Origin of the sequence: Desulfobaculum xiamenense (genome assembly GCF_011927665.1) — a bacterium.
Lineage (GTDB): Bacteria > Desulfobacterota > Desulfovibrionia > Desulfovibrionales > Desulfovibrionaceae > Desulfobaculum > Desulfobaculum xiamenense.
This window is the reverse complement of record NZ_JAATJA010000005.1, coordinates 15760-31823: the sequence shown is the minus strand read 5'-3', so window position 1 is coordinate 31823 and position 16064 is coordinate 15760. Positions and strand designations below refer to the sequence as shown.

At 63.9% G+C, this 16064-nt stretch carries 17 protein-coding genes; 9 read left to right on the top strand and 8 right to left on the bottom strand.

Features of this window, described 5'->3' with window-relative positions:
• Nucleotides 1-8: 8 nt before the first annotated feature.
• Together argS and GGQ74_RS15240 are read right to left on the bottom strand one after the other, a co-directional pair.
• Nucleotides 9-1664, bottom strand: a complete 1656-nt coding sequence (gene argS / locus GGQ74_RS15245) for an arginine--tRNA ligase (protein WP_167942465.1) — start codon at nucleotides 1662-1664, stop codon at nucleotides 9-11.
• A 64-nt stretch (nucleotides 1665-1728) separates the two neighbouring features.
• Nucleotides 1729-2679, bottom strand: a complete 951-nt coding sequence (locus tag GGQ74_RS15240; RefSeq protein ID WP_167942464.1) for an ACP S-malonyltransferase — start codon at nucleotides 2677-2679, stop codon at nucleotides 1729-1731.
• Nucleotides 2680-2826: 147 nt separating this feature from the next.
• Between GGQ74_RS15240 and GGQ74_RS15235 the strand changes: the two genes are divergently transcribed.
• Nucleotides 2827-3480: a 16S rRNA (guanine(527)-N(7))-methyltransferase RsmG gene (locus GGQ74_RS15235; RefSeq protein WP_167942463.1), complete on the top strand. Its 654-nt coding sequence runs from the start codon at nucleotides 2827-2829 to the stop codon at nucleotides 3478-3480.
• Here GGQ74_RS15235 and GGQ74_RS15230 read toward each other — a convergent pair.
• The 4 genes from GGQ74_RS15230 to GGQ74_RS15215 all read right to left on the bottom strand — a co-directional run bounded on the left by GGQ74_RS15230 (nucleotide 3441) and on the right by GGQ74_RS15215 (nucleotide 5121).
• The gene (locus GGQ74_RS15230; RefSeq protein WP_167942462.1) at nucleotides 3441-3665 is read right to left on the bottom strand and encodes a hypothetical protein; all 225 of its coding nucleotides are present in this window, start codon (nucleotides 3663-3665) and stop codon (nucleotides 3441-3443) included. The two genes, GGQ74_RS15235 and GGQ74_RS15230, sit on opposite strands and share 40 nt — an antisense overlap.
• A gap of 63 nt (nucleotides 3666-3728) precedes the next feature.
• A complete protein-coding gene (locus GGQ74_RS15225; protein WP_167942461.1) occupies nucleotides 3729-4160 on the bottom strand; it encodes a phosphate-starvation-inducible PsiE family protein in 432 nt (143 codons plus the stop codon).
• A 15-nt stretch (nucleotides 4161-4175) separates the two neighbouring features.
• Nucleotides 4176-4556, bottom strand: coding sequence for a hypothetical protein (locus GGQ74_RS15220; protein ID WP_167942460.1), 381 nt, complete (start codon nucleotides 4554-4556; stop codon nucleotides 4176-4178).
• 94 nt (nucleotides 4557-4650) lie between these two features.
• Nucleotides 4651-5121 (bottom strand): 23S rRNA (pseudouridine(1915)-N(3))-methyltransferase RlmH, encoded by a 471-nt coding sequence (locus GGQ74_RS15215; protein WP_167942459.1) that lies wholly within the window; start codon nucleotides 5119-5121, stop codon nucleotides 4651-4653.
• 268 nt (nucleotides 5122-5389) lie between these two features.
• Here GGQ74_RS15215 and GGQ74_RS15210 point away from each other — a divergent pair, with 268 nt between their 5' ends.
• Genes GGQ74_RS15210 through GGQ74_RS15190 form a run of 5 tightly spaced genes read left to right on the top strand, consistent with a single transcriptional unit; the run spans nucleotide 5390 to nucleotide 11985 of the window.
• Nucleotides 5390-5896, top strand: a complete 507-nt coding sequence (locus GGQ74_RS15210) for a DUF4390 domain-containing protein (protein ID WP_167942458.1) — start codon at nucleotides 5390-5392, stop codon at nucleotides 5894-5896.
• Between the two features lie 8 nt (nucleotides 5897-5904).
• Nucleotides 5905-8154, top strand: a complete 2250-nt coding sequence (locus tag GGQ74_RS15205; protein WP_167942582.1) for a sensor histidine kinase NtrY-like — start codon at nucleotides 5905-5907, stop codon at nucleotides 8152-8154.
• A 44-nt stretch (nucleotides 8155-8198) separates the two neighbouring features.
• Nucleotides 8199-9134: a TIGR01777 family oxidoreductase gene (locus tag GGQ74_RS15200; RefSeq protein ID WP_167942457.1), complete on the top strand. Its 936-nt coding sequence runs from the start codon at nucleotides 8199-8201 to the stop codon at nucleotides 9132-9134.
• A gap of 53 nt (nucleotides 9135-9187) precedes the next feature.
• Complete coding sequence (locus GGQ74_RS15195) at nucleotides 9188-10603, top strand: HD domain-containing phosphohydrolase (RefSeq protein WP_167942456.1); 1416 nt, start codon at nucleotides 9188-9190, stop codon at nucleotides 10601-10603.
• Nucleotides 10600-11985, top strand: a complete 1386-nt coding sequence (locus GGQ74_RS15190) for a sigma 54-interacting transcriptional regulator (RefSeq protein ID WP_167942455.1) — start codon at nucleotides 10600-10602, stop codon at nucleotides 11983-11985. The genes GGQ74_RS15195 and GGQ74_RS15190 overlap by 4 nt, the downstream gene beginning before the upstream one ends.
• A gap of 145 nt (nucleotides 11986-12130) precedes the next feature.
• Here GGQ74_RS15190 and GGQ74_RS15185 read toward each other — a convergent pair whose 3' ends face one another.
• Together GGQ74_RS15185 and GGQ74_RS15180 are read right to left on the bottom strand one after the other, a co-directional pair.
• Entirely contained in the window at nucleotides 12131-12877 is a 747-nt protein-coding gene (locus GGQ74_RS15185; protein ID WP_167942454.1) for a purine nucleoside phosphorylase YfiH/LACC1 family protein, read from the bottom strand.
• Nucleotides 12868-13455 carry a 5-formyltetrahydrofolate cyclo-ligase gene (locus tag GGQ74_RS15180; protein ID WP_167942453.1) on the bottom strand — a complete coding sequence of 196 codons (588 nt, stop codon included), beginning with the start codon at nucleotides 13453-13455 and terminating at the stop codon, nucleotides 12868-12870. The genes GGQ74_RS15185 and GGQ74_RS15180 overlap by 10 nt, the downstream gene beginning before the upstream one ends.
• Nucleotides 13456-13582: 127 nt before the next feature.
• Here GGQ74_RS15180 and GGQ74_RS15175 point away from each other — a divergent pair, with 127 nt between their 5' ends.
• The 3 genes from GGQ74_RS15175 to GGQ74_RS15165 all read left to right on the top strand — a co-directional run bounded on the left by GGQ74_RS15175 (nucleotide 13583) and on the right by GGQ74_RS15165 (nucleotide 16062).
• Complete coding sequence (locus tag GGQ74_RS15175) at nucleotides 13583-14257, top strand: metallophosphoesterase family protein (RefSeq protein ID WP_167942452.1); 675 nt, start codon at nucleotides 13583-13585, stop codon at nucleotides 14255-14257.
• 16 nt (nucleotides 14258-14273) lie between these two features.
• Nucleotides 14274-15038, top strand: a complete 765-nt coding sequence (locus tag GGQ74_RS15170; protein ID WP_167942581.1) for an exodeoxyribonuclease III — start codon at nucleotides 14274-14276, stop codon at nucleotides 15036-15038.
• A 367-nt stretch (nucleotides 15039-15405) separates the two neighbouring features.
• A complete protein-coding gene (locus tag GGQ74_RS15165; RefSeq protein ID WP_167942451.1) occupies nucleotides 15406-16062 on the top strand; it encodes a succinate dehydrogenase/fumarate reductase transmembrane subunit in 657 nt (218 codons plus the stop codon).
• Nucleotides 16063-16064 lie beyond the last annotated feature (2 nt).

The following is a 16064-nucleotide window of genomic DNA, read 5'->3' as shown; positions in this document are numbered from 1 at the left end:
AGCCGCGGCTACATCCGTTCCGGAGCGGTGACGCCGAGCAGGCCGAGGCCGTTGCGCACGACCTGCGCCACGGCGGCGAGCAGGCACATGCGGGCGTTCACCAGTTCGGGGGTTTCCGCGCCGAGAATCTGGTTGGCGTGGTAGTAGCGATGCAGCGCTCCGGCGAGCTCCTGGAGATAGTAGCTGATGAAGTGGGGGCTCAGGTTGCGGGCGGCGGACTCCACTGCGCCCGGATACTGGGCCAGCAGCTTGAGCAGACGGATGTCCTCGTCGGTGGAGAGCAGGGCCACGAGTTCGGCGCTGGGCTCGGGGAGGGCGATACCGCGCTCGGCGGCCTTGGCCATCACGGAGCAGATGCGGGCGTGGGCGTACTGCACGTAGTACACCGGATTGTCCATGGTCTTCTGCTTCACCAGTTCGAGGTCGAAATCGAGGTGGCTGTCGGACTTGCGGGACAGGAACATGAAGCGGGCGGCGTCCGCGCCGGTCTCCTTGACCACGTCGGCCAGCGTCTCGAACTCGCCAGCGCGGGTGGACATGGCCACCTGCTCGCCGCCGCGCAGCAGGTTGACGAGCTGCACGAGGATGACTTCGAGGCTGTCGCGATTTTTGCCGAGGGCTTCCACGGCGGCCTTCATGCGCGGCACGTAGCCGTGATGGTCCGCGCCCCAGATGTCCACGCAGAGGTCGAAGCCGCGATCGTACTTGTTGTCGTGGTAGGCGATGTCGGACGCGAAGTAGGTCAGCGAGCCGTCGGACTTGCGCAGCACGCGGTCCTTGTCGTCGCCGAACTGGGTGGACTTGAACCAGAACGCGCCGTCCTTGTCGTAGGCGAGGCCGTTCTCGGCGAGGAGCTTGAAGGTCTTGTCCACCGCGCCGGTGGCCAGCAGGCTCTTTTCGGAGAACCACACCTGATGCTCGACGTTGAAGTCGGCGAGGTCAGCCTTGATGCCGTCGAGGATGTCGTTCATGGCGAACTCGCGGCAGATTTCCTGAATCTCGTCCTCGGGGCGGTTCTTGATGCCCTCACCCTCGATGTCGAGCAGGCGCTGGGCGATGTCGATGATGTAGTCGCCCTTGTAGAAATCTTCGGGATCGGGAACCTCGATGCCCAGCAGGCGCTGCATGCGCACCCACACGGAGTTGCCGAGGATGCGCATCTGGCGGCCGGCGTCATTGAGGTAATATTCGGTGTGCGTGTCGTAGCCCGCTGCGCGCAGGATGCGGGCGAGGCTGTCGCCCACCGCAGCGCCACGACCATGGCCGATGTGCAGCGGGCCGGTGGGGTTGGCGGACACGTACTCCACCTGCGCCTTCTGGCCCTTGCCCATGTCGGAGTTGCCGAAGGCGTCGCCCGCTTCGATCACGGCGGGAACGGTGCGCTGCCAGAAGGCGGGGCTGAAGGTGATGTTCAGGAAGCCGGGACCGGCGATCTCGACTTTCTCGATCTCCGAGCCGTTGCCACGGATGGCGTCGGCGATGGCGGCGGCGACGTCGCGGGGGGCCTTGCCCGCCTGCTTGGTCAGCATCATGGCGAGGTTGGTGGCGAGGTCGCCGAACTTCTCATCCTTGGGCGGCTCGATGGAGGCCTTTTCGGGCCAGGTGTAGCCGTTGTCCTCGACGAATTTCTCAAGCAGGCTTTTCAGGTATTTCTGTGCGCGCATCGTTTTCTTCTCGCAATGTCCGCGCCGGGCGGCGCGTGGTGTTGTGTGCAGGGTCGCGGGTCCGCTAGAGGCCCGGGGCCGCGTCCAGAACGGCGGCCATGGAGTCGAGGCTCCTGCCGGTCCATTCGTCCTTCACCTCGGCCATATTCTGACCGAGCATCTTGGTGAGCACGCCCTTGGGGCCGGGCTCGTACCAGGTGCGCACACCGGCTTCGTACTGGTTGCGCGTGATCTCGATCCAGCGGACGGACGAGGTCATCTGGCGGACCATGATGTCGCGGATGGCCTCGGGATTCGCCTCGGGGCTGGCCGTGACGTTGAAATACACGGGGGCGCTCGGTGCCTTCCACTCCGCAGCGACGAGCTGCGAGCGCAGTTCCTCGGCGGCTTCGGCGATGAGCGGGCTGTGGAACGCGCCGGACACCGGCAGCGGGATGGCGCGGCCCTTGAGCTCCTTCACCAGTTCGGCGGCGGCGGCGAGGGCTTCCTTCTTTCCGCTCAGCACGAATTGGCCGGGCGTGTTGTAGTTGGCAATGCCGATTTCGAGGCCGGTGCGTTCGCGCACGGCCTGAACTACTTCCTCGGTGTTCTTCAGGGAGAGCTTGAGGATGGCGTGCATGCCGTCGTCCTCGCAACCCGCTTCGGCCATCAGGCGGCCGCGCAGGGACACGAGCTCCAGCGTCTGATCCACGGAAAGAACCTTCGCGGCGGCCAGCGCGGCGTATTCGCCGAGGCTGTGTCCGGCGAAGCAGTCGGCGGCAAGCCGCTTGGAGGCGTACATCCACAGCGAGAGGCAGCACACGGTCATGGCCGGTTGCAGGGCCCTCGTGTCCGCCATGTCGTGGTCGTCCCCACCCCAGTAGATTTCCCTGAGCGGCTGGCGCGAGATGGCCTCGGCCTGCTGCCAGAGGTACATGTAATCGCTGTCGCTCTCGGCGAGGTCGCGGCCCATGTCCTTGACCTGCGAGCCTTGCCCCGGAAAGATGACCGCGGTAAGCGGATTGTTTGCGTTCATGGCGTTCCCTCCACTATGGTGTGTAGCACGGCGGCGTAGCGCTCCGCGCCGGTGGATGTCAAGTGCGTGGCGTGGGCCTTGCTTTTCGCGGCGGGCTATGCCATTGCCTGCCCCGCGCGAAAATCATCTCTTCATTAAAGGATTGTCATGGGAAAGCCCACCCCTGAAAATGTCGCCGAACAGGCTGCGCGCCTTGGTCGCTCCATCACTGCGGAACAGGCAAGGCTCCTCTCGCTGTATCTCGATGCCCTGCTCAAGTGGAACAAGGCCATGAACCTCGTGGCGCATGGTGACTGGACGCGCGTCCTCTCCGACCTTGTGGCGGACAGTTGGCACCTTGCGGATTTTCTTGCCGAGTTGCCCGTGGCCGCGGAGCCTTCTACCCTCGACCTCGGAGCCGGGGCCGGGCTGCCGGGCATTCCGCTGCGCGTGTTCTGGGAGCGCGGCGAGTACCGCATGGTCGAAATCCGCGAAAAGCGTGTGGCCTTCATGCGCTATGCGCTCTCGCGCCTGCGTCTTGCGCGGACGTCCGCCCTTGGCTGCCGTGTCGAGGAGCTGCCGGAGGAGCTTTTTCCCGTGGATCTCATCCTGAGCCGCGCCTTCAGACCGTGGCCCGAGGTGCTGGCCTTCGCGCTGCCGCGTCTGCAAGCGAACGGGCTGTGCATCATCCTCGCCAATGCGCCCATGCCGGACGACATGGCCGAGGCTCCGGGCTGGCGGTCCGTTGGCTCGCGCGAGTACGAGACCGGCGGCAAGTCCCGCTACTTCTGGGCGTTCACGCCCGAGAGCGCTTCGAGATAGCCATCCTTGAAGATGAGCTTGGTGGCCTGCGCGTCAGCGATTTCGGCCACGTCCATGAGCTTGTCGAGAAATTCGAGGATGGCGAAGCGCTTGTCCTCGTCCCCGTTTTCAAACTCGAAGGCGAGATCGCCCGAGTTTAGAAATTCCTCAAGTTTTTCCAGATAATTCATGTCCAGAAGGGGCATGGCATTCTCCTTGGCATGCGTGTGACAAGGGGGATGCCACAAATGGCGGGCGCGGTAAAGGGGTCAGCCCTGACGTGGTGCGTCCTGCGGGCTGTAGCGCACGGCGAGGGTGCGTACGATGCCCAGACACAGGACGAGGATGCCGAAGGAGGCCAGCAGGTGCCATTCCGTATGGCCTTGGGTGTAGAGGGAAACCAACAGTTCGCGGATGACGAAGACGAGGGCCGAGTCGATCATGATGGTCAGGCTGATGCGCTGGTTCTTGAAGTATTCCACGAACCCCTTGAACAGTTCGATGATCACCAGGAAGGTCAGGATTTCGATGATCGCCTCGTTGTAGGCGGAACGCAGGTCTCCCTCGCCGAACAGCCTCTTCATGCCTAAAAGCGTCCGGATGAGGCCGACGTTCAGGACGACGATGATATAGGCGATGACGACGTTGAGGATGAAGCTGAGGGACGTGTCGAATATCTTGTTGGATGCGGGAAGGCGCATGCGGACGTCCCCGTGCTAGGCCGCCCGTCCGGGCGTTTCGAGGGAGGAGAGCAGCAGGCCCGCGATGCTCGCCTTGCATGCGACTCCCCCCGGGGTGGAGACGATGCGCACGTGTGCCGCGAGCGGCTTGGCCCCGCGCGTGAAGGGCGCATGGCGGCAGCGCACGGTGCAGCCCGTGAGCATGTCGCGCACGGCGCGGATGAATTCCGGACTCGGCGACTTTGGCGCTTCAAGAGGTGTGAACCGGCGGATGCCGCCCCGTTTCGTCTTGATCGAGATGGTCAGGTCGTCGGCCACGGCGCAGACTCGACCCGTGGTGTGGCGCTCCGTGCAGAGCAGGGCGCACGCCAGAGACATTCCGGAGCCCATGAGGACAATGATGCCGTTTTCGAGCATTGGAACCTCCCGTGTTCGTTTCGACGCACGCTAGCCTGCCCGCGTTGCGGTTTGGTGGCGTATGCGTGAAAGTCGGGAGGCGCGCTGGCCTGCCTTACACGTGGTGGTAGGGCAGGCCCTTCTGGATGCTTGCCGCGCGGTAGAGCTGCTCCAGAAGTAGCACCCGCGCCAACTCGTGCGGGAAGGTCATGGGCGAGAGGCTCATGGTGAAGCGGCAGCGCTCCAGCACCGCGCTCGACAGTCCGTACGCTCCGCCGATGATGAAGCACGGCCATGTGGACGGGTCCTCGGCCCAGCCCGTGAGTCGGTCGGCCAGCGCCACGGAGGTCATGGTCTTGCCGTGCTCGTCGAGGGCCACCGGGAAGTCCTGCGGTTCGAGCTTTTCCAGAATCCTTTCGCCTTCCCAGTCGTTTTTGGACGTTTCCGCCAGATGGGAGGGAGCGTCCTTCACGATGACTTCCGTGACCGGATAATGGCGGGACAGGGCCGTCATGTAGTGCTCCGCCGCGTCCTTCCAGTGCCCCTTGCGGAGCTTGCCGACCCATATGAACTTGATCTTTCGCATGTGCTTTCCGTGTGTTGGGTGTTGCCGCCGCCGGTTGTCAAAGTGCGGGGCTTGGTTTACTTGTCAGAGAAGTTTCCGATGTTCAAGTCCGGAGTCCCGCATTCATGGCGGGAGCCGTTTCCCCATATCTTACCGCGACATCCCGAGGTTCGTCCCGATGCCAAGTGCGAGTGACGCCGAAACAGTGAAACGCACGCCTTCCGGCCGCGGCCGCCGCGTCATCCTACATGTCCTCTTTCTAGTGGCGCTTGTCCTGTTCGCCGTGCCCATGCCCAGCAGCCATGCGGGCACGCTGGAGCTTGGCAACCTCATCCTCGACAATCAGGCGGGCAACATCACCGTACGCTTCGGCGTCCGCGTGGAGGACATCGAGACCCTCGAAGCCGTGCTCGACGAGGGCACCGTGGTCGGTCTCGTCTGCGAAAGCGGCGTGTCGCGTCGCAAACGCATGTGGCCGGATGCGGAAATCGCCTCGGCGCGCTGGGAATCCACCCTCTCGCGGGATGTGCTTGCCCGCGACTATGTGCTGATTCTGCCGGGAACGGAGAAACCCTTGCGCTCGCGCGATCTGCGCACGCTGCTCGACGAGGCGTGGGGGCGGCTGTCCATGGTTGTCGGCCCGTGGGCCTCGCTGTCCCCGGGCAACGAATACAGTCTGGACCTGAACATCTCCCTCGCCCGGCGCGACGTGCCCGTGTGGCTACGCTACGTGGTGTTCTTCAAGTCCTGGGACGTCCTGCCCCCCGTGAGCTATCAACTCGACTTCAGCTACTAGCCATGTCCATGCAGGAACCCATCGAAACCCCGCAGGAGCCGTCGGCCGACGGGCAGAACGCGCAGGACGGCCGCACGATACGGGTCGGCACCGGAACCACGCGCGAACGCAAGCGCCGCCAGCACGAATTGTTCATGGCGTTCATCGCGCTGCTCGTGGTGCTCATGCTCACGTGGGTGGAGCTCAAGTATTTCGGCGAGGTCAACTCGTTCATCTTCCTCGGGTTGTTCAACCTGAACGTCATCCTGCTGTTCGCCATCGTCTTCGTCGTGCTGCGCAACGTCATCAAGCTCGTGCTGGAGCGGCGGCGCAACGTGCTTGGCTCGAAACTGCGAACGCGGCTGGTCATTTCCTTTGTCGCCCTGTCCATCGTGCCGACCTTTCTCATGTTCGCCCTTGGGGCCAAGTTCGTCCAGACCTCCGTGGATTTCTGGTTCAAGACGCAGGTCGAGGACTCGCTGGAGGAGGCGCTGGAAGTCGGTCAGGCGTTCTACGCCTCGTCGCAGGAACGTCTGGAGCGGCGCTCCGACTACATCCTCGGCCGCATTCTGGAACGCAGGTTCGCATGGGGCGGCAAGGCGATGGACGCCTTTCTCAAGGAAAAGCGCGCGGAGTATGATCTCTCCCTCATCGGCATCATCAATCCCGACCTGTCCGAACAGAATTGGCACACCGGGCCAGAGTGGGAGGGCGTGTGGGAGGACGTGCGCAACAAGATCAACTGGGACAGCCTGCGCGACCGCCCGGAGTTCTGGTCCACCATCCGCGCCGGTTCCGGGGCGGACATGGTGCTTGGCCTGCAACCGGTTGACGGCGGGCGCACGGGCTACATCGTCCTCGGCGAGAGCATCGGCCACGGGCTACTCTACAAGCTGGACAAGATCGTCCACGGCATAAGCGAGTACAAGCAGATCCGGACCATGAAGCACCAGTGGAAACTGGCGCTCTATGTGCTTCTGGCCGTGGTGACCATGCTCATCGTCATGGGGGCCATTTGGTTCGGCATGCGGCTGGCCAAGGAACTCTCCGCGCCGGTGCAGGCGCTGGCCGACGGCACCCAGCGCGTGGCACGCGGCGACCTCACCGTGCGCCTCGAAGACTCCTCCAGCGACGAGCTGGGATTCCTCGTGCAGAGCTTCAACGAGATGGCGCGCGACCTGCAACTTTCCCGCGCGGAACTCACCGAGGCCAACGAGCAACTCAACCGCAACAATCGCGAGTTGGAGCAACGTGGGCGCTACATCGAGGCCGTTCTGGACAACATCGGCGCGGGCGTCATCTCGCTCGACAGCGCAGGCTGCGTGAGCACCGTCAACAAGGCCGCCGAAACCATGCTCTGCCTCGATGGCTCGACGATCATCGGACGCAGGCCACTCGAACTGTTACAGGGCCGCTATGCGGAACTCATCAGCGAGGTATTCGAGCAGATGGGCGCAAGCCCCGGTTCGCAGTGGCAGCGTCAGATTGACCTGACCCTCGGTAGCCGCGATCTCAAGCTGCTGGTCAACGTGGTGACGCTGACCGGACCGGACGGCACCGAGTACGGCATCGTGGCCGTGTTCGAGGACATTACGGAGTTGGAGAAGATGCAGCGTGTCGCCGCGTGGCGCGAAGTGGCCCGGCGCATCGCCCACGAGATCAAGAATCCGCTGACGCCCATCAAGCTTTCCGCCCAGCGCATGGAGCGCAAGTTCGGCCCGCAGGTGGAGGACCCGGTCTTCACCCAGTGCACGCAACTCATCGTCAATCAGGTGGAGCACTTGCAGCAGATGGTGCAGGAGTTTTCCTCCTTCGCAAAGCTGCCCGAGGTCGATCTCAAGTGGGGCTATCTCGCTCCGCTTCTGGACGAGATCGTGGCCATGTTCCGCAATAGCCATACGTCCATCGACTGGGAACTGACCTATGACGGGCAGATTCCCCGCCTCAAGCTGGATGTGGAGGGCATGCGCCGCGTGCTCATCAACATTCTGACCAACGCGGCGGACGCGGTGCGCGAACAGGCCGAGCCCGCCGTAGAGGTTGTCGTCTCCTGCGACAGGCTGCTCGGCTGGGTGCGCATCGAGGTGCGCGACAACGGCGAGGGGCTGACGCAGGAAGAACGCTCGCGCCTGTTTGAACCGTATTTCTCGCGTAAGAAGGGCGGCACGGGCCTCGGGCTGACCATTGTCAAATCCATCGTCAGCGATCATCACGGCTACGTGCGCGCCATGCCGCGCGAACCTCGGGGGACGACGCTCGTCGTGGAACTTCCCGTCTAGAGAGGGCGGCTTTCCGCAGGGAGGCCGCATCGTGGGGGATCGTCATGCGGGTCATCATTGTTGGCGGTACGGGATTCATCGGACGGGAACTGTGCGTGGCCTTGCTTGCGCACGGGCACGACGTTGTGGTCACCTCGCGCTGCCCCGACCGGGTGGAGCGCCTTTTCGGCGGCCGCGTCGGTGCGGCGGCGTGGGATGGACGCGACCCGGAGTCTTTTGCCCGTCTGCTGGACGAGGCCACGCAGCCGCAGGTGGTGGTGAATCTCGTTGGCGAGAATATCGCCAACGGCTACTGGACCGCCGCCAAGAAGCGCCGCATTCTCGATAGCCGTGTCGTCCCCGGCCGTGCGCTGGCGCGGGCCGTGGCCATTGCCGATGGTCCCGTTGCCGCGTTTGTGCAGGCCTCGGCCGTGGGCTACTACGGATACGACGCCTCGGCGGATGATCGGCCCGTGGATGAGAACAGCCCGAAGGGGCGCGGATTTCTCGCCGACGTCTGCGAGGCGTGGGAGGGGAGCGTGGCCGCCGTTGCCGAATGCGGCGTGCGCCTCGCGCTGGCGCGGACCGGGGTGGTGCTTGGGCCGGGGGGCGGCGTGCTGGAGCGTTTTGTTCCGCCGTTTCGCATGTACCTTGGTGGGCCGCTTGGCAGCGGCAGGCAGTGGTTTCCGTGGATCCACGCCGCAGACGAGGTCGCGGCCCTCGCCTTTTTGGCGGAGCGCGAGGACGCGCGGGGCGCGTTCAATCTCGTCTCGCCGGGCGTTGTGACCATGGGCGATTTCTGTGCCGGGATCGGGCGTGTCCTCGGGCGGCCGTCGTGGCTTGGCGTGCCGGGGTTCGCTCTTCGTCTCGTCCTCGGTGACATGGCCCGCGAGGTGGTGCTCGCCAGCCACAGGGCCGTTCCGGCGCGTCTGCTGGAAATGGGCTTCGTTTTCGGCTATCCTGACCTCCGAGTGGCCTTGGGAAATATTTTCAATGATTAGGCGCGGATGACCGCACGTGTGACGCGCGGTGCCGGGCAGGGCAGCGGGTGACCATGACGAAGAAGCGGATACTGGTGGTCGAGGACGAGTCCATCGTCTCGCTGGACATCAGGCACAGGCTCAAGGCGCTTGGCTACGAAGCCGCCGCGCTGGTCTCGTCGGGCGAGGACGCTGTGCGCATGGCCGGAGAGAGTGCGCCGGACCTCGTGCTCATGGACATCCATCTGGCCGGGGCCATGGACGGTGTGCAGGCCGCAGAGGAAATCCGCCACCGTTTCGATGTCCCGGTCGTGTATCTCACCGCCTATGCCGATCACGAGACGCTCCAGCGGGTCAAGGTCACCGAGCCGTTCGGCTACATTCTCAAGCCCTTCGAGGATCGCGAACTCCAGTCGGCCATAGAGATGGCCTGCTACAAGCACCGCTCGGAGCGGCGCGTGCGCGACAACGCCCGCTGGCTGGAGTCCACTCTCGAAAGCGTGGGCGAAGGCGTCATTTCCGCCGATGGACAGGGCCGCGTGAAGTACATGAACGGCGCGGCCGCCGCGTTGACCGGCTGGGCGTTGAACGAGGCCGCGGGGCGCGGACTTTCCGATCTGCTTGCGCTTGGCGGTGCGGACGGGGACGAGCCGGTCGATCTTGTCGGTGCGGTGCTCGCGTCCGGCGAAGCCGTGCGGACTGATGCGCTTTCGCTGAAGCGGCGGAGCGGCGGCGAGGTGCCCGTGGAAATTTCCGTGACGGCGGTGCGGGGCGAGCGGGGGGACATCCTCGGCGTGGTCGTCGCGCTGCGCGACATCACCGAACGGCGGCAGGCGGTCAGCGCGCTGCGCCGGAGCGTGAGTGAACTGCGGCAGGCGCGCGACGCCACCGTCGGTGCGCTCATCGTCACCTCTGAGAAGCGCGACCCCTACACCGCAGGGCATCAGGCCCGAGTTTCGCGGCTGGCGGTGGCCATGGCGAGGCGGCTGGACCTGCCTGCCGAGGTCGTCGAGGGCATCGAGGTCGCCGCGAAGCTGCATGATCTCGGCAAAATTTACATTCCGGCGGAGATTCTTTCGAAACCGGCGCTACTGTCCGACATCGAGCAGCGCATGGTGCAGGCGCATCCCAGCGTGGGGTACGACATTCTGCGCGGGGTGCCCTTTCCGTGGCCTGTGGCGGACATTGTGCACCAGCATCACGAGCGCCTCGACGGCAGCGGCTATCCGCGCGGACTCGCAGGGGAGGCCATTTTGCCGCAGGCCCGAGTGCTGGCCGTGGCCGACGTGGTGGAGGCCATGTCGTCGCATCGGCCCTACCGGGCGTCGCTTGGCCTTCCGAGTGCGCTGGACGAGATTCGCGCCGGGCGAGGGGGACTCTACGATGCCACGGTCGTGGACGCTTGCCTTGCACTTTTCGATTCGGGCTATGATTTCGAAGAGGCCGAAGGGGAGTATGCTTCGGCCAATCACAAGGAGCATGACGGGTGAAGAACCTGATACTTGTCGTCGACGACGAGGACGGCATCCGCTTTTCATTGCGCGGCATCCTCGAGGACGAGGGCTACGAGGTGGCGGAGGCCGAAAGCGGCGAAGCCGCGCTGGAACTCATCGAGGGGCAGATGCCGTCCCTCGTGCTGCTGGACATATGGCTTTCGGGCATTGACGGATTGCAGGTGCTGGACAGGTTGCAGGAGCGGGTGCCCGATCTGCCCGTGGTCATGATTTCCGGCCATGGCAACATCGAAACGGCGGTCACGGCCATCAAGAAGGGGGCCTTCGATTTCATCGAGAAGCCTTTGTCCCTTGAAAAGGTCATCGTCTGCGTGAACAAGGCGCTGGAGTTCAACTCCATCCGGCAGGAAAACCGTGTCTTGCGCGAGCGCTTGGAGTCCGATCAGGCGCATCGCCTTACCGGCGAGTCCGAAGCCATTGCCATTTTGCGCCACCAGATCGAGCAGGTGGCCCCCACCGACGCGTGGGTGCTCATCACCGGCGAGAACGGAACCGGCAAGGAAATCGTGGCCCGTTCCATCCACCAGCAGAGCCGCCGCGCGGATCGACCGCTGGTGGCTGTGAACTGCGCGGCCATTCCCGAGGAACTCATCGAGAGTGAACTCTTCGGGCACGTGAAGGGCGCGTTCACCGGTGCGGAATCGTCGCAGGCCGGAAAGTTCGAGCTGGCGCACACGGGCACCCTGTTCCTCGACGAGATCGGCGACATGAGCCTCAAGACGCAGGCCAAGATTCTGCGCATCCTGCAGGAGCAGAAGTTCGAGCGGGTCGGCGGGCGCAAGACAATCACCGTGGATGTGCGGGTCATCGCCGCCACCAACAAGAATCTTCAGGAGGAAATCCGGGCCGGACAGTTCCGCGAGGACCTCTACTATCGCCTGCGCGTTTTTCCGCTGGAGGTTCCCGCCCTGCGCGTTCGCGCCGGGGACGTGCCGTTACTCATCGACGAGTTCGTCTCGCGTCTCACGCGGATGCATGGATTCCGTCCGCTGACCTTCTCGCCAGCGGCGCTGGAGAGCCTGAAGCGGTATCCGTGGCCGGGAAATGTTCGCGAACTGAAGAATTTCGTGGAGCGGATGCTCATCATGCATGGTGGGTCCGAGGTCGGCCCGGAGGCACTGCCCGCCGAATATCGTGGCAGTGTCGGCGCGCTCGATTTTGACGACGATGCCGACGACATGGGCATCCAGTCCGGCGCGGCGGATTTCAAGGCTGCGCGTTCCGAGTTCGAGGCGCGGTTCCTGCGTCAGAAGCTCCGCGAATTCAACGGCAATATTACGCGTTTGGCGGAGTCCATCGGGCTTGAGCGCTCCTATCTGTCGCGAAAGCTCAAGGCCTACGGCATTCAGGCGGACTAGCGCGACGGGCCGGTGTGCCGGGGTGTCAGCTTTCCGTGCGTCCGGCGGACGCCGATGTGTCATTACTGCGAAAAAAGGGCGGCGCGGAACCAAAAGGTTCCGCGCCGCCCTTGTGCGTTTGGCGGAGCGTCGCTACCGTGAGCGGCTACTTCTCGATCCAGATCATGCTTGCCATGCGGCCGCAGTTCCTGTTGCGACGGTACGAGAAGAAGAGCTGGGGCAGGCTGTAGGTGCACAGGTCCAGCCCGAAGATGTGGCTGGGGCGCACGCCGGCGGCCAGAAGCTGGTCGCGCGTCAGCCGCCAGAGGTCCACGGACGCGGTGTCCGGGTCGTAGTAGTCGCGGAAGTTTTTGCCGAACTCGTCATGGAAATTGACGAACTGGCTCCATGCGGGGCCGAGGCTCGGGCCGCGCACGGCCAGCACCTCTTCGGGCGGCAGGTCGTATTCGCGGCAGAAGGCCTTCACGCCCGTGGTGGGGAAGTGGAGGACGTTGCCGCGCCAGCCCACATGCAGGGCTGCGACGTACTTGCCACTGGCGTGGGCCAGCAGGATGGGCTGGCAGTCGGCTGTCTTGATGATGAGCGCCCGGCCGGGGCAGGAGGTCGCGATGCCGTCGGCCTCGATGCTGCCCTCAACGGCGATGTCCGTGGGTTCCGGCTCGAAGATCATCTGCGGTCCGTGGACCTGCCGCACTTCCTGCCACGTTTCGAAGCCGAGTTCGCGTTGCAGGTTGCGGCGGTAATTGATGACATGCTCGGGAGCATCGCCCACTTCGAGGGAGATGTTCGCGTTGTCGTAGGGGCCCTTTTCGGCTCCACCCATGCGGGTGCCGAAATAGCAGTTGACCTTGTCGAGCCCCGGAAAGCGGAAAGGTATGTAGCTTAGATCCATAGGATGCCGTCCTCAGTGATTATGGCGTGCATGGGGATGTCCCACGGGTCGGCGGGAAGTTCGTCCACGAGCTGGAAGCCGTAGGCGAGACCGATGACCGTTGCCCCGGTGGAGCATTCCCCTGCGAGAAATCTGTCGTAAAATCCGGCACCGAAGCCGAGCCGGAATCCTCTGCGGTCGAACCCCACGCCGGGAACGAGAATGAGGTCCGGGTGGCATGTGGCGAGACTGGGGCATTGCTCCGGCTGCGGTTCGCGGATGCCGTGCATGCCCGGTGCGATCTCCTCCGCGCAGGTGGCGCAGGCCACGTCCATGACTCCGGGTTGATCCGGGCGGCAGCGGGGGAGGAGGAGGCGTACGCTTCGCCCCCACAGTTCGTCAAGAAGGGGCGTGGTGTCCACCTCGTTTTTCACGGGGAGGTACATGAGAATTTCCCGCGCGTCGTTCCAGACGGGCAGGGTGCGCAGGTGGGCGAGAATTCTGCCGCTGTGGCTGGCGACCTCGGCTGGGAGGAGCGCCTTGCGCCGCGCTAGCAGGTCGGCCCGCAGGCGAGCCTTGGGTATTTGCGTGCCGTGCATGGGACTTGGCTGTTTATGATTGCAAGGTTTTGTACTATTGTCGGCCCGGTCACGTGCGGACACCGATTCGATCTGCATGTGCGGCAGGACTGTACACCTTCTTTTTTGTTCTTGAAAGGGACCGCTGATGGACAAATTCGAAAGATTCTGGATCGGTTGCGGCGACATCCACGGCGACCCCCGGCGGCTCGCCGAAATCCCCGGAGTCGCCGGAGCCGAAGGGATAATTCTCAGTGGCGATCTGACCACCAATGGTGGGCTGAAGGTCGCCCGTGAGGTCATAGAGACCGTGCGGGGCAGCAACCCGCGTATATATGCCCAGATTGGCAACATGGACGCCCACGCCGTCACGGACTGGCTGGAAGAGCGTGACATGAACATCCATGCCCGCGTGCGCGAGCTGGCCCCCGGCGCAGGGATTATCGGCGTTGGCTGCTCATCGCCCACGCCTTTTCGGACGCCCTGTGAGGTGCCGGATTCGCAGCTTGCGGCGTGGCTCGACGCCGCGCATTCCGCCATGCCCGATTGGGCGGCGCTGCTTCTGGTCTCGCATGATCCGCCCTATGGCACGTCGGCCGATGAACTGCCCGGCGGTATGCACGTGGGCAGCCGCGCCGTGCGCGCGTTCATCGAACGTGTCCAGCCGGACGTGTGTCTGTGCGGACACATCCACGAGGCCCGCACCGAGGATATGATCGGCCGGACGCGCATCGTCAATCCCGGCATGCTCGCTCATGGTGGCTATGCCGTCATCGGCCTCGTCGACGGTCGTTTCACCGCAAAACTGCGCGTGCTGGATTGAGGGTTCCATCGTGAAAATGAAACTCCTCTCGTGGAACGTCAATGGATATCGGGCCATCGTGAAGAAGGGCTTTCGGGAATGGCTCGATGCCTCGGGTGCGGACGTGGTCGGCATTCAGGAAACCAAGGCCGATGCCGCCCAGCTGGATCGTGAGGATAGAAACCCCGAGGGCTGGTCTGCATTCTGGAATTCCTCACAGGTGCGTAAGGGCTATTCCGGCACGGCCTGCTTCTGCCGCCATGCGCCGCTCTCGGTGACCTACGGCCTGCCCGACGAGCGCTATCGTGGCGAAGGGCGCTGCATCCGGCTGGAGTATGAGGACTTCCACCTGTTCAACATCTATTTTCCCAACGGCGGCAACGGCGACGAGCGCTTGCAGTTCAAGCTCGGCTACTACGACGCTTTTCTGGAGCATGCCGAGACCCTGCGGCGCGACAAGCCCATTGTCGTCTTCGGCGACTTCAATACCGCGCACAAGCCCATCGACCTTGCGCGTCCCAAGGAGAACGAGGGCATAAGCGGCTTCCTGCCCATCGAACGCGCATGGCTGGACCGGTTCGTGGCCGCTGGCTACGTGGATACCTTCCGCATGTTCGATGATGGTCCGGACAACTACACGTGGTGGTCCTATCGGGCTGGCGCGCGTGCGCGAAACGTGGGGTGGCGCATCGACTATTTCTTCGTGTCCGAGGAACTGCGAGACAACGTGCGTTCCGCATGGATCGATCCCGCCGTGGACGGCTCCGACCACTGCCCCCTTGGCGTGGAGCTGGAGTTCTGATCAGAGCTTGCGCATTCTTTTCGCTCTTTCGCAGCCCGCCCGGCATGTCCGGACGGGCTTTTGTTTTGGATTGGCTCCGTTGACTCACGCTCGGCAAATGGCGGCGTGTGACGGTGACTCGTGATGCATAGTTGTGCGCGGCATGTGTATGGCGTGACCAGTCGTGATTGATCGTCTGGGGAAATAGGCGATGTTTTGCACATAATGCGTTGACTCGATTGACAATGTGGCCGTGGTGTTCAACAATTCCGATGCTTGTCGAAGGCAGTGTGCGGATGTGCCTGTGTGATGCATGGCGTGATGGCTGTGCATGGATGAAAATGCCGTATGCGCGGGCGCTGTCGGAAACCATCAAGCGGAGGTTGCCATGGCGGTTGTCGATTCGACCATGCATGTTCCCCATCCCGGAAGGGCGTCGGCCTATCTGGATTGGCTGCAGATGCTCACCGGGGCGGGGCTGATCCTGTTCATGTGGTCGCACATGATCCTCGTCTCCAGCGTCCTTGTGGGGCCGCGCGTGATGGACGCGTTGGCGTGGTTCTTCGAATACACCTACGTGGCGCAGGTGGGCGGGCCGCTGGTGGCCTTCGTCTTTCTGCTGCACTTCGCCCTCGGCGCACGCAAGATTCCTTTCCGCACGGCGGAGCAGCGCGTGGTGTGGGCGCATTCGCGCACCCTGCGCCATCGCGACACGTGGCTGTGGCTGGTGCAGGTCGTCTCCGCCATGGTGGTGCTCCTGCTCGGCTCCATCCATATGTGGATCGTGCTGACCGATTTGCCCATCACCTCGGTCAAGAGCGCTGCACGTATCCAGAGCGGCTGGCTCATGCCGCTGTATCTCGTCTTGTTGCCCATGGTGGAGCTGCATGTGGGCATCGGCTTTTACCGCATCGGCGTGAAGTGGGGATTCATCCGCCGCGCCAACCGGGGCATCTTCCGCAGGCGCGAGAATCTGCTGACGCTGTTCTTCATCCTGCTTGGGCTGGCGACCCTGCTGCGGTTCTACTTCATGGACTTCCACTAGCC

Excerpts from the sequence above, each read along its gene's own strand:
- GGQ74_RS15200 (WP_167942457.1), top strand. The coding sequence starts at position 8,199 with ATGCGGGTCATCATTGTTGGCGGTACGGGATTCATCGGACGGGAACTG.
- GGQ74_RS15185 (WP_167942454.1), bottom strand. The coding sequence starts at position 12,877 with ATGGATCTAAGCTACATACCTTTCCGCTTTCCGGGGCTCGACAAGGTC.
- GGQ74_RS15225 (WP_167942461.1), bottom strand. The coding sequence starts at position 4,160 with ATGCGCCTTCCCGCATCCAACAAGATATTCGACACGTCCCTCAGCTTC.
- GGQ74_RS15210 (WP_167942458.1), top strand. The coding sequence starts at position 5,390 with ATGCCCAGCAGCCATGCGGGCACGCTGGAGCTTGGCAACCTCATCCTC.
- GGQ74_RS15240 (WP_167942464.1), bottom strand. The coding sequence starts at position 2,679 with ATGAACGCAAACAATCCGCTTACCGCGGTCATCTTTCCGGGGCAAGGC.
- GGQ74_RS15180 (WP_167942453.1), bottom strand. The coding sequence starts at position 13,455 with ATGCACGGCACGCAAATACCCAAGGCTCGCCTGCGGGCCGACCTGCTA.
- GGQ74_RS15230 (WP_167942462.1), bottom strand. The coding sequence starts at position 3,665 with ATGCCCCTTCTGGACATGAATTATCTGGAAAAACTTGAGGAATTTCTA.
- GGQ74_RS15170 (WP_167942581.1), top strand. The coding sequence starts at position 14,274 with ATGAAACTCCTCTCGTGGAACGTCAATGGATATCGGGCCATCGTGAAG.
- GGQ74_RS15205 (WP_167942582.1), top strand. The coding sequence starts at position 5,905 with ATGCAGGAACCCATCGAAACCCCGCAGGAGCCGTCGGCCGACGGGCAG.
- argS (WP_167942465.1), bottom strand. The coding sequence starts at position 1,664 with ATGCGCGCACAGAAATACCTGAAAAGCCTGCTTGAGAAATTCGTCGAG.
- GGQ74_RS15195 (WP_167942456.1), top strand. The coding sequence starts at position 9,188 with ATGACGAAGAAGCGGATACTGGTGGTCGAGGACGAGTCCATCGTCTCG.
- GGQ74_RS15235 (WP_167942463.1), top strand. The coding sequence starts at position 2,827 with ATGGGAAAGCCCACCCCTGAAAATGTCGCCGAACAGGCTGCGCGCCTT.
- GGQ74_RS15220 (WP_167942460.1), bottom strand. The coding sequence starts at position 4,556 with ATGCTCGAAAACGGCATCATTGTCCTCATGGGCTCCGGAATGTCTCTG.
- GGQ74_RS15165 (WP_167942451.1), top strand. The coding sequence starts at position 15,406 with ATGGCGGTTGTCGATTCGACCATGCATGTTCCCCATCCCGGAAGGGCG.
- GGQ74_RS15215 (WP_167942459.1), bottom strand. The coding sequence starts at position 5,121 with ATGCGAAAGATCAAGTTCATATGGGTCGGCAAGCTCCGCAAGGGGCAC.
- GGQ74_RS15175 (WP_167942452.1), top strand. The coding sequence starts at position 13,583 with ATGGACAAATTCGAAAGATTCTGGATCGGTTGCGGCGACATCCACGGC.